This window comes from Pseudarthrobacter sp. MOO14, from assembly GCF_058267675.1.
Genome location: NZ_CM177849.1, coordinates 1,913,257 through 1,925,594, shown reverse-complemented (window position 1 = coordinate 1,925,594; position 12,338 = coordinate 1,913,257). Strand labels below are relative to the sequence as shown.

The window sequence follows — 12,338 nt, the reverse complement described above, 5'->3', positions numbered from 1 at the left end:
TGAAAGTCAAGGGTGTTACGGGGTGCGGAGTCGCTGCTCACCAGGCGAAGCGAGGGACCCGTTGCATAAAAAAGTGACCCCCGGTCCAGCCGGGGGTCACTCATTTTCTTAGTGGCCGTGGTAGCCCATGTTGGCGCTGACCTTATGGCCTGCTTCCTTCAATGTATCCAGCAGGCCTGGAATCCCCTCCGGGTCGAAGCGGAATGCCGGCCCCGAAATACTGATGGCGCCAATCACGGTTCCCTGGTGGTTGCGCACGGGAACCGCAACGGCATTCAGGCCGATCTCGAACTCCTCGCGCACCACGGCATACCCGTCGGCCGCTGCTTTGAGCAACTGAGCGTCCAGTTCCTTGCGGCTGGTGATGGTCCGGGCGGTCCGGGCGGCCAGGCCGGTCTCCTTCAGGATGCGGTCCCGGTCGTCGGCCTCCAGCGCGGCCAGGAGGACCTTGCCGCTGGACGTGGCGTGCAGCGGCGTCAGGCTCCCCACCCAGTCGTGGGTGGCCAGCGTTGAGGGTCCCATGGCCTGGTCAACGTTAACGGCGTAATTCGAACGCAGCACCGCCAGGTTGACGGTCTCCTTGAACTCGTCCGCAAGGCTTTCCAGGACCGGCCTTGCCTCGTGGACCAGGCTCAGCCGCCCGGGAATGGAGCTGGCCAGCCGGAGGATCCCGAAGCCAAGCTGGTACTTGCCCCGTTCGCTGTTCTGGTGGACCATCTGGCGCGTCACGAGCGAACCCATCAGCCTCGAGACGGTGGACTTGTGGATCCCCATTTCCTCGGCGATCTCGCTCACGCCCGCATGGCCGTCCCGGGCCAGGATCTCCAGCACGGTCAGGGCGCGCTCCACGGATTGCACCCCGCCGGACTGGCCGCCCTCGGCGTCGGTATCGGATTCCGGGTCTCTATTCGAAGCCATACCTCCAGATCCTATGCCGGAACTGTGACCGCCGTGACATTCGGTTTACGTGCTTGACACGCCGGCCCTGACGTCCGCGCTAGCTCCCGCGGTACGTTGAGTAGGCAAACGGGCTCAGGAGCAGGGGGACGTGGTAGTGCTCAGGGCCGGTCACTTCGAAGACCAGGTCAACCTCGGGGAAGAAGGTGGCTGTCTGCAGCCCGGCGTAGTACTCTCCCGTGGCGAAGTTCAGTTTGTACTGCCCGGGTTCCAGTTGCTCGGGGCCCAGGTCCTTTGCCCGGCCGTCGGCGTCGGTGCTGGAAGCGGCCAGCTCGCGCCAGGTGCCGGCGTCGTTCTTTGAAAGGACGACGGCGACCCCCGCCGCCGGGCGTCCGGCGCCGGTGTCAAGGATGTGGGTGGTGACGTGGGAAACGCTCATTCGCTGATCAGTCCTTCAAGCCGCAGCACGGCAATCTCGCGCAGCTGCTGGGCCACGATGGTGTCTTCTTCTTCGGGGGAGTTGGCGAGCCGCCGGTTCAGTGCCTGCAGGATTTCCGGTGCGGTGCGTCCGGCGGCCCGGATCAGGAAGACCCGGCCGAATTTTTCCTCGTACTCCCGGTTCCCCTTGGCGAGGGCCTCTGCGGCGTCGGTATCTGCCGGGTCAACCCCGGCCTGTTCGGAACGGGACATGGACGCCTCGGTGCCGGCCGTCGTCGGGCGTTCCCCGATCCGCGGGTGGTGGGCCATGGCGGCTTCGACTTCGGCGGGAGTGAACGGCTTGGCTGCGTCCGCAGCGAACGCCAGGAGCCCGTCCCGGCTGGCGAACGGCCGGGCTGCAGCCACTGCCTCCACCCAGCGGGTGACGTCGATGCAGGGCCGGAGGGTGGCCTGGGCCGTGGCGGGCTCCGCGGTGTTGAATTCGGCAAGCTTCATGCTGGCGTATTCCTTGGTGGTCATGCTGGCATCCATGGTGACGGCTATGCGGATGCCGGTTGACCCGGCGCCGATCGTCCGAGCGGCTTCCGCATCATGGAACTGTTATTTCAGCATACGTAATATCTAAGGACAGGCCGGCGCCCGTGTCAAGAGCGTACATCAGCCATTTGGGCCAGCCGGTAGGATCGCGGAAGGGCCACGGGCCCACGCTGATGATACTGGGGGCACAAGGGAATTATGGACGGGGCGGCTATGCAAGTGCTGACCGATCAGGATGCAGGACGCGACGCGGGCCTGCGGGCCTACGGACTGCTGCCATTGGCAGCGGGGGACACAGCGGGCCTGATTGATGACGGGGCGCAGGAGGCGCTCGAGAACCTGGTCCGCCTCGCCGCTTCCCTGTGCGGGGTGCCCTACAGCGTGGTCAACATCATCATGTCCAGTGAACAGGTCCAGATTGCTGCGTATGGCATCGACCCCGGGGTCTGCGCCCGCGAGGATTCCATGTGCGCCGTGGTCTTCCTCGACCACAGCACCACGGTGGTCCGGGACGCTTCCCGGGATCCCCGGTTCGCCGCCAACCCGTTCGTCACCGGCCGCATCGCCGACGTCCGCTTCTACGCATCCGTGCCGTTGGAGACATCCTCGGGACTGGTCCTTGGGTCACTGTGCGTGTTCTCCGATGAGGCGAAACTCCCTGCTCCGGAGCAGATCGAACTGCTGGAGGTGTTGGCCCACCAGGTGGTCGAACTCCTGGAACTGCAGCACCGCACCCTCCAGCTCAACGACGCCCTGGCCGAACTGCGGCGCAGCAACGATTTGCTCTCCGAATTCGCTGGCCGGGTCAGCCATGACCTTCGCACTCCACTGACCACCATCCTGGGATATGTGGAGCTGGCAAAGGATGATCCCGGAATCACGCCGTCAGACCCATCCGCGGAATACCTGGACCTGATTGGCACCGGCGGCCGGCGCATGCTGGGCATGCTGGAAGAGGTGCTGTCCTATGCCAGGGTGGACGGCGAAATCCGTCCGGAACGGGTATCTCTGCTGGCCGTCACCGCCGAGGCCGCGCAGGACCTGGGGGTGGATCTGGGCTACGGCAGCGGCATCTCGTGCGAGGACGCGGAAATCTTCGCGGACCGGGCCCAGTTGCGGACGCTGGTGCAGAACCTGTTGGCGAATTCCTTGAACTATGGCCGCGCCGACCGTGCACTGCGAATAACCGTCGGCGCCAGCGAAGGACCCCAAGGCGCCACCCTTACGGTGGCCGACAACGGCAAGGGGATCCTGCCCGCGGACCGGGAACGGGCGGTCCAGCCGTTGGTCCGCCTGAACCGCCCCGGCGACGGGCCCGGGACCGGGCTGGGGCTGGCGACGTCCCGGCGCATCGCCCAGGCGCACGGCGGCGAACTCGCCATTGGTGACACACCAGGCGGTGGCGCGGCGGTATCGGTGCTGTTCCCCGCCCGGCCGTAGCCGGCCCCGAACCTAGTCCTGGGAGGACGTCCGGGACAGCACCCACGTGTTGGTGCCGTCCTGGCGTTCAAACGTCACGGTGGTAACCAACGCTTCGATCAGCGCCAGGCCCCGCCCTGATTCGGCGTCCTCGTCCGGGGTGGAAGCCTCCATCGGACCGAACGGCGGCTTGGCGTAATAGGCACTGACGCGGGCCTGCAGCAGCGCGGGCTGCACGGTGGTTTCCACGCCCAGCTCCACGTCCCGTTCACCGGCGGGCTGGGCGTGCTGGACGATGTTGGACGCAGATTCGATGACCGCGGTGGTGAACGTCATCTGGTCCATGTCGTTGACGAATGGAACATCCAGCCACAGGCTGTCGAGGTCGTTGTGGACCGCTTCGATGGCATCCTCGGCGGCCGCCCCCCGGAAGCTGCGCGAGGCCAGGACCTCAGTCATTGCCGAACGCATCTTCGGCCGTGGTGTACGCCGTGAGGACCTTGTCCATGCTGGTCAGCTTCAGGACCATGTTCACCTGCGGCTGCACCGCGGCGATCCGGAGGTCGCCGCCTGCCTGCCGTGCCGCCTTCAGGCACCCGATCAGCGCGCCAAGGCCCGAGGAGTCCATGAACGCCGTGTTCTCCAGGTTGACCACGATCCGGTTCGACCCACCGGCGATCACGTCGGTGACGAACTCGCGCAGCTTCGGGGCGGAGACCATGTTCAGCCGTCCGTCCGCTTTGACCTCCGCGTATGAGTCCTTGACCTCATAACTGAACTCCATCAGGATTCCTCTCTTGTTGCAGGTTCTGCGGCCGGTTCGTACCCCTTGTAGAGCACGGCGCGGACCAGGATGCTCATGACCACCAGGTCAAAGACCACCCAGATGACATTGACCAGGGTGCCCAGCGGTTCCGCCAGCCCGGTGGCCAGGCGGATGATGCCGACGACGGCGGCGACGGCCAGCAGGACGGACACCACGATCTGGGGCCGGATCAGGCTCCAGCTGGGTCCGCCGCTTTGGCGCGCCTTGGGGGTGACCGCAAACCCGAGGGGACGGCCGAACCATACGTTGCGCGCCGCCGTCGTGCATGCCTTGATCCACGTGGGGAACAAGGCAAGGCTGTACTGCTGGCCGCGCCAGGTGGGGATGCCACGGCCGGCCACCGCGAACAGCAGCTGGTTGACCACCATGAACGGGATGAACCGGATGAAGAAGTCCCAGCTCAGGCTGCTCACCGGCAGGATGCCCAGCAGCAGGTAGATGATGGGGGCGGCGAAGTAGATGACGGCTGCGAACCCGCTCAGGTACGTCCACATGGTGGCGAAGTACATCAGGCGCTGGCCCAGCTTCAGGCCCTTCTGCACCAGCGGGTTTTCACGGAGCAGCACCTGGATGGTTCCCTGCGCCCAGCGCAGCCGCTGGGTGAGCATGGTTTTCAGGTCCTCCGGCGCCAGGCCATAGGCCAGGATTTCGTGGTGGTAGACGCTCTCCCAGCCCATCGCGTGCATGCGCATGGCGGTGGCCATGTCCTCGGTCACGGAAATGGTGGCCAGCGGCATGACAGGCTGGGCCTCGCCGGTCCGCTCCACGGTCAGGGCGTCCAGCACGGCCTGGACAGATTCCAGCGCGCCCAGCGGCGACCAGTCGCGGGCGGACATGCGCTGGACAGCGTCGTCCGCCACCACGGGCACGCCGGACTCACCCACGTGCGCAAGCTCCATGGCGGCGATCTCTTCGAGGTCTGCTTGCAGCGCCGCGACGTCGGCCTGGACCAGGGTCTGCACCGCGGCGTCCACCCGGCGGCGTACCCGGTAGGTGACTTCGGCCAGGGGCTGGCCGGCGTCCACTTCCTGCTGGGCTTCCCGGGTGGCGGCCTCCACCTCGTCCAGCACCTCGGCCACCAACGGCGAGTCGATATCAGTGGACTTGCGGGCCTGCCGGATGGCTGCGCGCGATGCGGCCAGGGCGCGGCGGATGCTCTTTTCGGTTTCCTTGACGTAGCCCACCAAGCCCAGCTGCATCAGGGCTTCGCGGCGGAGGATCGCGTTGGAGCCGCAGAAGAACGCGGCGTTCCAGCCGTCCTTGCCTTGCTGGATGGGGCCGTAGAACAGGGGCGCCTGGCTGCCCAGGGGGTCGCTGGCCGGGACGTTGCTGAAGTACTGGGGAGTCTGGACCAGGGCCACGCGCCGGTTGTTGAAGTAGCCCAGGGTCTTTTCCAGGATGTCCGGTTCGGGGATCTGGTCCGCATCCAGGATCAGCAGGAATTCGCCGTCGGTGACCATCAGCGCGTTGTTGAGGTTTCCTGCCTTGGCATGGCGGGGGAGGTCCTTGGTCCAGTCCTCGCTGCGGGTGACGTAGCCCAGGCCGTGCTGTTCGCACAGGGCCTTGAGCTCGGGCCGGGCGCCGTCGTCCAGGATCCAGGTGCTGTGCGGGTGGCGGATCTTCTGGGCCGCCAGCGCCGTGGTCAGGACCATGTCCAGGTCCTCGTTGTACGTGGTGATGAAGACGTCCACGGTGGCGTCATGGGGCGGTTTGGGGGCGCCCTTGCGGATCTTCAGGTTCCACACGGTCATCCCGAAGAGCATGACGTCGATGAGGCTGTAGGTTTCCGCGGCCACCAGCGGCAGCGCGATCCACCACGCGTCCCAGTTCAGGGAGGACATCCAGCGCCAGGCGATGTAGTTCAGGCCTGTCAGGACGGTGAGGACCACCACCAGGCGGGTCCAGAAACGGGTCATGCGGCCGCGTCCTCTGCGGGCAGCCGACGGACCACAACCACAGTGACGTCATCCTCCGCGGTGTCGGCCGGCGCCAGGGCCAGGATGGCGTTGCTGGCCTCATGCGCGGAGCCGGCGGACTGCGTGGCCGCCCGGACGGCGTCGGTGAAGTCCTCCACCGATGCGAAGACGTCCAGGACGCCGTCACTGACCACCACCAGGGTGTCCCCGGGGGCCAGCTCCAGTTCCGCATGCGGCCACTGTGTCCCGGGCCATGCGCCCACCGGTGGTCCGCCGGAAGGAAGGCGTGCCGCAGGCCCGACGGGCTGGACGTGCAGCGCCAGGCCGTGTCCGGCGTCGACGTAGCTGACCTTTCCGGAGGATGCGTCGAGCCGGGCATGGAACAGGGTCACGAATGAGTTTGAGGAATCCAGGTCCGTGGCGATCGCCTTACTGGCGGAGGCGAAACCGGCGTCGAGGTCCTGCTGCTGGCCGGTGGAGCGCATGACGGCCCGGACGGTGGCCGCGATCAGGGCGGCGCCCATCCCCTTGCCCATGGCGTCCGCGAACGTCAGGTGGAGACCTTCGGGCGTCTGGTACCAGTCGTAAAAGTCGCCGCCCACGTTGCGCGAGGGGCGGAAGATGCCGGCCACGTCATAGCCGTCCATCCGGATGTCCTCCTTGGGCAGCAGGCTCTGCTGTACCTCGGTGGCGCGTTCCAGCTCGCCCCGGGCCGCGGATTCGGCGGCAGCGGAGGGCCGGCGCCGGAACAGTGCGTTGATGCGGGACTGCAGCTCCCGTGGGCTGAACGGCTTGCTGATGTATTCATCGGCGCCGTTGTCCAGGCCTGTCAGCTTGTCCAGTTCGTCGGCCCGTGCCGTGAGCATCACGATGAATGCGTCGGAGAATTCGCGCAGGAGTTTGCACACTTCCAGACCATCGAGGTCGGGGAGGTTCAGGTCCAGGGTCACCAGATCGGGCTTGCGGAGGCGGACTTCTTCCACCCCCGGCAGGCCGGCTCCGGCGTGGGTGACATCGAAGCCCTGCTTCGCCAGGACACGGACCAGCAGGCCGCGAATGTCCGGGTCATCTTCGATGACCACCGCACGGCGGGATTCGGAGGGAGAGACCATAGCTCTACTTAACCGTATTAAGCCGCACAGGGCATGTCTTATGCTTCACAGTTTCCGGTGACTTGGCTGACAGGGCGGTTTCCGGTCCTTCCGCCCAGCCGCGGGGCACCCAGCAGATCTTGCGGAAATCTTGGCACCTGCTTGCCGAGACGTTGAGGAAGCCCGCGCACACTCGAAGGAACGCAGCAGCTTCCGGGCATCAGGATACGACGACGACCGCGCGGAGACTGTACAGCTTGCGGAAGGCGGGGAAGCCCATGGAAGACGTCAGGAACAGAGGGGCGGACAAGGCCAGGGCCCTGATCCGCCTGTACTTCCACGCACGGAAAGTGCGGGCCGCGGCCAAGGACCTGGAGCAGGCGCTCGCCGAATCGCGGGAAGTTTCGAGCTGGCCCGGCGACCGCCTCCCCGTGGGGGAGGAGATGTCCCGGCACGTGGAGAAGCTGACCCGGCGGCTCAAGGTGGAGACCGAGGCCCACAGCAGGTTCGCGAATCTCTTAAAGACTGCGGGAAGCGGGCATTCCTTAGCGGCGCTGTAGGTGCCAGACTTAGCAGCAATCGATTGGCTGGGGATAGTCAGGAGATTGCAGTGGGCGTGTTGGCAGGCTGGGCGTACCTTTTGGCGGGACTCATGACCATGGACGCGCTGTTGTTGGCGTTGTGGGCCATGGAGGTTGACTGGGGGAAGTACTGGCGCCGCAAGTAGCACCTGCCACTTCCGGGTCCCGGGCCGGGAAGGTTCAGGGCAGCGCCAGCCTCATCAGGACACGAGGGAAGCCATTGAGCACCGAGTCCGTTTCCGCGGCCTTGGCGAACCCGGCGTCTTCGAAGAGTTTGCGGGTGCCCACGTAGGCCATGGTGAGGTCCACTTTGCTGCCGCCGTTGTCCACCGGATACCCCTCAATGGCGGGCGCCCCGTAGGAGCGGGCCATTTCCACCGCCCCGGCCAGGAGGACGTGCGAGATGCCCTTGCCGCGGTGTCCGGGACGGACTCGCAGGCACCACACGGACCAGGCGTCCAGTCCGTCCACGTGCGGAATTTTCCGGTTCCGGGCGAAGCTGGTGTCCGCACGGGGGTGGACCGCGGCCCATCCAACCACCTCGCCGCCGTCGTACGCCAGGACCCCCGGCGGCGGGTCCTGGGCCACCAATTCCTTAACCAGCGCGCCACGTTCCTCAGCGCGCAGCGCGACGTTCTGCTGGGACGGGATCCGGTAGCTCAGGCACCAGCAGACCGTCGCGTCAGGGCGCTTGGGCCCCACCATGGTCCTGACGTCCTCGAAAACCGTTGCCGGGCGTACCTCGATGGCCATCCCGCCATCCTTCCACCGGCTGCCGGCCGCAGGCAACGCACCCGGGGAAGTGCCGTCCCGGGAACGCCGAACGCCCTTGCACCACGTGCAGGGGCGTTCGGGAAACAGCTGCGGGAAGCGGAGGCAGGTCTAGATGCCGAGGGCTTCCTTCAGGCGGGCGACGTGCCCGTCGGCCTGCACCTGGTATTGGGCCAGGGTGACCTTGCCTTCGGGGTCCACCACTACGGTGGAGCGGACGATTCCTTCGTGGATTTCGCCGTTGACCAGCTTCTCGCCCCAGGCTCCGTAGGCCAGGGCGACAGTGTGGTCGGGGTCTGAGAGCAGGGGGAAGGTCAGGGAGAAATCACCGGTGAAGCCGGCCAGGGCCTCCTGGGCGTCGGGGGAGACGCCGACAACCTCGTAGCCCTTGCCCTGCAGGGAGGACAGGCTGTCGCGGAAGTCGCAGGCCTCGGTGGTGCAGCCGGGAGTGGCGGCTTTGGGGTAGAAGTACACGATGACGTTCTTGCCACGGTAATCGGCCAACGAGGTCTCCCGGCCTTGGGCGTCCCGGAGGGTGAACTCAGGAGCCGGCGTGCCGGGCTGAAGCTTGGTGGTCAGGGTGGGGCTCATGGCGTTCCTTTGTAAGACTGGTCAGTGATGGCCAAACATCCAGTGAAGCGGTTTGCCGCTTGGTGATACAACTCCTGCGTCATATGCAGTATTCCGCCGGACCCCGAACGGTTGCGTGCGGACCGGCAACAAACTGGTAGCCGCCGCCGCGAACGGTGGCCACGGCATGGCGGGCATTGCCCAGTTTCCTGCGGATCCTCCCCACGTACACGTCGATGGACCGTGCAGTGGCGCCGGGAAAGGCCAGGGACTCCAGGAACTGTTGCAGTTCCTCCCGGCCTACCGTGCGGGACAGGTGGGTCACCAGGTAGTGCAGCACCTTGTATTCGACGCCGGTGAGGGCCACCGGCGTCCCGTCCAGCAGGACGGCATCGGCCGCGAGGTCAACGGCCACCCGGCTGACGGGCCCGGCCGACGGCGGGAGCAGGGTGCCGTCGTCGTCCCCCGGCTGTGCCGGGCACGGGTCCTCCGCCGCGGAGGGAGTGCGGGAGGAGTGGTTTGCGGCTCCCTCCGCGGCGGACGTGGGGGCTCCGGCGGCAGGCCAATGGACTTCCGCCTCCGGAGCAGTTTGCAGGGCTTTGGCGAGGACCATGCGGGCGGCGTGGCGCAGGAGTTCCGGGCTCGCGCCCTCAGCTGGAACCACCCACAGGGCCAGCCCGTAAGCGGTGGCCCGCCTGGCTGGAACCTGGTGCGCGGCAGCCGGCCGCGGATGATGGGCTTCCACTGCCATGGCCGGTCCTTATACGCCGCCGCGGCGGATCAGCTTGCCCGTGGGGGTCTGGCCGTCCACCACGGCGCCGCGGAGGAAGGTCTTGCGGACCACGCCGGACAGGGCCTTGCCGTCATAGGGAGTGATGGGGTTCTTGTGCTTGAGCTTGGAGACGTCCACCACGAAAGCCTCGTCCGGGGCGAAGACAGCGAAGTCGGCGTCGTAGCCAAGGGCCAGCTGGCCCTTGTTGCCGAGGCGGGCCAGGTTGGCGGGCTTTTCAGCCATCCAGGACACTACCTGCTCCAGCGGGATGCCGCGCTGCCGCGCCTCGGTCCAGATCAGGGACAGGCCCAGCTGCAGCGAGGAGACGCCGCCCCAGGCGACGGCGAAGTCGCCGTTCTCCAGGTCCTTCAGGTCCAGGGTGGAGGGGGAGTGGTCAGAGACGATGCAGTCGATGGTGCCGTCCTGCAGCCCCTCCCAGAGCAGCTCGCGGTTGGAGGCCTCGCGGATGGGCGGGCAGCACTTATAGGCGGTGGCGCCGTCCGGGATTTCCTCCGCCATCAGGGTCAGGTAGTGCGGGCACGTCTCCACGGTGAGCTTGACGCCGTCGCGCTTAGCGGAGGCGATCATGGGCAGTGCGTCCGACGACGACAGGTGCAGGATGTGTGCCCGGGCGCCCGTCCAGCGGGCCCGTTCGATGACTTCCGCGATGGCCTTGTTCTCGGCGCCGCGCGGGCGGGAGGCCAGGAAGGTGGAGTAGTGGTCGCCGCCGGGGTGCGGGGCACGGTCGATGGCGTGCGAGTCCTCGGCATGGACGATCATGACCGAGTCGAAGGACTTCAGCTCGGCCATGTCCTCTTCCATCTCGTCCGCGTCCAGGTGCGGGAACTCGTCCACGCCGGAGTGCAGGAGGAAGCACTTGAAGCCGAAGACGCCCTCATCGTGCAGGGGGCGCAGGTCGGCCTTGTTGCCGGGGATGGCGCCACCCCAGAATCCGACGTCGATGAACGCCTGGTCCTCGGCCACCTCGCGCTTGAGCTTGAGGTTTTCCACCGTGGTGGTGGGCGGGACGGAGTTCAGCGGCATGTCGATGATGGTGGTCACCCCGCCGGCTGCCGCGGCCCGGGTGGCGGACGCGAAGCCCTCCCATTCGGTGCGGCCGGGCTCGTTGACGTGGACGTGCGTGTCCACCAGGCCCGGGAGCAGCGTTTCGTCATCAGCCAGTTCGATGACTTCGGCGCCGGCAAGGCCGTTGCCGAGCGGTTCGAGGGCCACGATCCTGCCGTTGCGGACGCCCACCTCGCGTGGGGCAATCCCGGCGGTGGTCAGGATGCGCCGGCCCCGGATGACGAGGTCAAAACGTTCTTCAGACACGGAGGTCCTCCTTGGTACTTGCGGTGGCAGGCCTGTTGGCCGCCAGCCCCGCACTGATTTGGGTGCCCAGCTGCTCCAGCAGCGGCCCGGCCTCTGCTATGCACCTGTTTACATCTGATTCGAGCGCCGTCAAAGCGTAAACATCGTCGAATCCTGCGGCCGACGCCTGCCCGTGGTCCAGGGTGGTCCGGCCGCAGACGGCGACGACCGGAACGCCTTGCGCCGCCGCGGCCCGGGCAACACCCATGGGGGTCTTGCCGAGCAGGCTTTGTTCGTCCAGGCTGCCCTCGCCGGTAATGACCAGGTCGGCGCCGGCCAGGCGGTCCGCCAGTCCCGTGAATTCGAGGACGACGTCGATGCCCGGCCGCCGCGTTGCGGCCAGGACGGCGATGGCGGCGTAGCCCACGCCGCCGGCCGCCCCGGCTCCGGGAGCCTCTGCGGCCTTGACGGCGCGGAATCCGATTTCCCTGGCCAGGACTTCGACAAACCTGGCCAGGGCGGCGTCGAGCATGCCGACGTCTTGTGGTGTGGCACCCTTTTGCGGGCCGAAGACCGCCGCGGCGCCCTGGGCGCCCAGCAGGGGGTTGTCGACGTCGGATGCCAGCACGAAGCGGGTGTCCACCAAGCGCGGTTCAAAGTGGGTGAAATCGATGCTGTGCAGGTTGGCGAGCGCCGCACCGCCGGGTGGGAGTTCGTTGTTCCTGCTGTCCAGGAACCGGGCGCCGAGCCCCTGCAGGAGTCCCGCGCCGCCGTCGGTATTCGCGCTGCCCCCAACGCCCAGCACGATGCGGCGGCAGCCGGCGTCCAAGGCTGCCCGGATCAGCTGCCCGGTTCCCAGGGACGTCGCCGCGGTGGCTGCTGCCGAGTCCGGCCTGCCGCCCTTGCTGGTCCGCGGCACCAGGGCGAGTCCGGATGCGGTGGCCATTTCGATGACCGCTTCGTGCCCACGGACGGCGAAGTCCGCTTCCACCGGCTGGCCGGTGGGGCCGGTGACCGTTGCCGTGCGGCGGGTGAAGCCGGAGCCGACGGCGGCGTCGAGGGTGCCCTCGCCGCCGTCGGCCACCGGAATCCGGACGACGTCAAGGTTGCCGCCTGCGCCTCGCTGCAGGCCCTTCGCAAGGTGGGCACACACGTCCGGCGCGGAGAGGGATCCCTTGAATTTGTCCGGGGCAATAACCACGCGCATGG

At 67.2% G+C, this 12,338-nt stretch carries 14 protein-coding genes; 2 read left to right on the top strand and 12 right to left on the bottom strand.

Features of this window, described 5'->3' with window-relative positions; genetic code table 11:
- Window positions 1-108: 108 nt before the first annotated feature.
- The 3 genes from AC4EEV_RS09115 to uraD all read right to left on the bottom strand — a co-directional run bounded on the left by AC4EEV_RS09115 (window position 109) and on the right by uraD (window position 1,830).
- Window positions 109-918, bottom strand: a complete 810-nt coding sequence (locus AC4EEV_RS09115) for an IclR family transcriptional regulator (protein WP_018760848.1) — start codon at window positions 916-918, stop codon at window positions 109-111.
- A 79-nt stretch (window positions 919-997) separates the two neighbouring features.
- Window positions 998-1,336 carry a hydroxyisourate hydrolase gene (uraH, locus tag AC4EEV_RS09110; protein ID WP_018760849.1) on the bottom strand — a complete coding sequence of 113 codons (339 nt, stop codon included), beginning with the start codon at window positions 1,334-1,336 and terminating at the stop codon, window positions 998-1,000.
- Window positions 1,333-1,830: a 2-oxo-4-hydroxy-4-carboxy-5-ureidoimidazoline decarboxylase gene (gene uraD, locus AC4EEV_RS09105; RefSeq protein WP_491330866.1), complete on the bottom strand. Its 498-nt coding sequence runs from the start codon at window positions 1,828-1,830 to the stop codon at window positions 1,333-1,335. Before uraD ends, uraH begins: the two co-directional genes overlap by 4 nt.
- A gap of 255 nt (window positions 1,831-2,085) precedes the next feature.
- On the opposite strand from uraD, the gene AC4EEV_RS09100 reads away from it, so the two are divergent.
- Window positions 2,086-3,312 (top strand): sensor histidine kinase, encoded by a 1,227-nt coding sequence (locus tag AC4EEV_RS09100; RefSeq protein ID WP_491330714.1) that lies wholly within the window; start codon window positions 2,086-2,088, stop codon window positions 3,310-3,312.
- Window positions 3,313-3,324: 12 nt separating this feature from the next.
- On the opposite strand, the gene AC4EEV_RS09095 is transcribed toward AC4EEV_RS09100, so the two are convergent.
- The 4 genes from AC4EEV_RS09095 to AC4EEV_RS09080 are packed head-to-tail and all read right to left on the bottom strand — an operon-like array spanning window position 3,325 to window position 7,145.
- On the bottom strand, window positions 3,325-3,750 hold the full coding sequence (locus AC4EEV_RS09095) for an ATP-binding protein (protein ID WP_018760852.1): 426 nt from the start codon (window positions 3,748-3,750) through the stop codon (window positions 3,325-3,327).
- Entirely contained in the window at window positions 3,743-4,075 is a 333-nt protein-coding gene (locus AC4EEV_RS09090; protein ID WP_491330713.1) for an STAS domain-containing protein, read from the bottom strand. The genes AC4EEV_RS09095 and AC4EEV_RS09090 overlap by 8 nt, the downstream gene beginning before the upstream one ends.
- Window positions 4,075-6,033 carry a glycosyltransferase family 2 protein gene (locus AC4EEV_RS09085; RefSeq protein ID WP_491330712.1) on the bottom strand — a complete coding sequence of 653 codons (1,959 nt, stop codon included), beginning with the start codon at window positions 6,031-6,033 and terminating at the stop codon, window positions 4,075-4,077. Before AC4EEV_RS09085 ends, AC4EEV_RS09090 begins: the two co-directional genes overlap by 1 nt.
- A complete protein-coding gene (locus AC4EEV_RS09080) occupies window positions 6,030-7,145 on the bottom strand; it encodes a PP2C family protein-serine/threonine phosphatase (RefSeq protein WP_285319630.1) in 1,116 nt (371 codons plus the stop codon). Before AC4EEV_RS09080 ends, AC4EEV_RS09085 begins: the two co-directional genes overlap by 4 nt.
- A gap of 257 nt (window positions 7,146-7,402) precedes the next feature.
- Here AC4EEV_RS09080 and AC4EEV_RS09075 point away from each other — a divergent pair, with 257 nt between their 5' ends.
- Complete coding sequence (locus tag AC4EEV_RS09075) at window positions 7,403-7,684, top strand: hypothetical protein (protein ID WP_240617774.1); 282 nt, start codon at window positions 7,403-7,405, stop codon at window positions 7,682-7,684.
- Window positions 7,685-7,885: 201 nt separating this feature from the next.
- Here the strand turns inward: AC4EEV_RS09075 and AC4EEV_RS09070 are convergent, their stop codons facing one another.
- From AC4EEV_RS09070 to AC4EEV_RS09050, 5 genes are all read right to left on the bottom strand, one after another.
- The gene (locus AC4EEV_RS09070) at window positions 7,886-8,458 is read right to left on the bottom strand and encodes a GNAT family N-acetyltransferase (RefSeq protein WP_018760858.1); all 573 of its coding nucleotides are present in this window, start codon (window positions 8,456-8,458) and stop codon (window positions 7,886-7,888) included.
- A gap of 129 nt (window positions 8,459-8,587) precedes the next feature.
- Window positions 8,588-9,067, bottom strand: coding sequence for a thioredoxin-dependent thiol peroxidase (gene bcp, locus AC4EEV_RS09065; RefSeq protein ID WP_018760859.1), 480 nt, complete (start codon window positions 9,065-9,067; stop codon window positions 8,588-8,590).
- 79 nt (window positions 9,068-9,146) lie between these two features.
- Window positions 9,147-9,797: a winged helix-turn-helix domain-containing protein gene (locus AC4EEV_RS09060; RefSeq protein WP_018760860.1), complete on the bottom strand. Its 651-nt coding sequence runs from the start codon at window positions 9,795-9,797 to the stop codon at window positions 9,147-9,149.
- Between the two features lie 9 nt (window positions 9,798-9,806).
- Window positions 9,807-11,150 carry an allantoinase AllB gene (gene allB, locus AC4EEV_RS09055; protein ID WP_491330711.1) on the bottom strand — a complete coding sequence of 448 codons (1,344 nt, stop codon included), beginning with the start codon at window positions 11,148-11,150 and terminating at the stop codon, window positions 9,807-9,809.
- Window positions 11,143-12,336: a glycerate kinase gene (locus tag AC4EEV_RS09050; protein WP_491330710.1), complete on the bottom strand. Its 1,194-nt coding sequence runs from the start codon at window positions 12,334-12,336 to the stop codon at window positions 11,143-11,145. The genes allB and AC4EEV_RS09050 overlap by 8 nt, the downstream gene beginning before the upstream one ends.
- Window positions 12,337-12,338: the final 2 nt, after the last annotated feature.

What these genes read in the sequence shown, in the direction of transcription:
- AC4EEV_RS09115 (WP_018760848.1), bottom strand. Translation starts at nt 918, where the DNA reads ATGGCTTCGAATAGAGACCCGGAATCCGATACCGACGCCGAGGGCGGC.
- uraH (WP_018760849.1), bottom strand. Translation starts at nt 1,336, where the DNA reads ATGAGCGTTTCCCACGTCACCACCCACATCCTTGACACCGGCGCCGGA.
- uraD (WP_491330866.1), bottom strand. Translation starts at nt 1,830, where the DNA reads ATGAAGCTTGCCGAATTCAACACCGCGGAGCCCGCCACGGCCCAGGCC.
- AC4EEV_RS09100 (WP_491330714.1), top strand. Translation starts at nt 2,086, where the DNA reads ATGCAAGTGCTGACCGATCAGGATGCAGGACGCGACGCGGGCCTGCGG.
- AC4EEV_RS09095 (WP_018760852.1), bottom strand. Translation starts at nt 3,750, where the DNA reads ATGACTGAGGTCCTGGCCTCGCGCAGCTTCCGGGGGGCGGCCGCCGAG.
- AC4EEV_RS09090 (WP_491330713.1), bottom strand. Translation starts at nt 4,075, where the DNA reads ATGGAGTTCAGTTATGAGGTCAAGGACTCATACGCGGAGGTCAAAGCG.
- AC4EEV_RS09085 (WP_491330712.1), bottom strand. Translation starts at nt 6,033, where the DNA reads ATGACCCGTTTCTGGACCCGCCTGGTGGTGGTCCTCACCGTCCTGACA.
- AC4EEV_RS09080 (WP_285319630.1), bottom strand. Translation starts at nt 7,145, where the DNA reads ATGGTCTCTCCCTCCGAATCCCGCCGTGCGGTGGTCATCGAAGATGAC.
- AC4EEV_RS09075 (WP_240617774.1), top strand. Translation starts at nt 7,403, where the DNA reads ATGGAAGACGTCAGGAACAGAGGGGCGGACAAGGCCAGGGCCCTGATC.
- AC4EEV_RS09070 (WP_018760858.1), bottom strand. Translation starts at nt 8,458, where the DNA reads ATGGCCATCGAGGTACGCCCGGCAACGGTTTTCGAGGACGTCAGGACC.
- bcp (WP_018760859.1), bottom strand. Translation starts at nt 9,067, where the DNA reads ATGAGCCCCACCCTGACCACCAAGCTTCAGCCCGGCACGCCGGCTCCT.
- AC4EEV_RS09060 (WP_018760860.1), bottom strand. Translation starts at nt 9,797, where the DNA reads ATGGCAGTGGAAGCCCATCATCCGCGGCCGGCTGCCGCGCACCAGGTT.
- AC4EEV_RS09050 (WP_491330710.1), bottom strand. Translation starts at nt 12,336, where the DNA reads ATGCGCGTGGTTATTGCCCCGGACAAATTCAAGGGATCCCTCTCCGCG.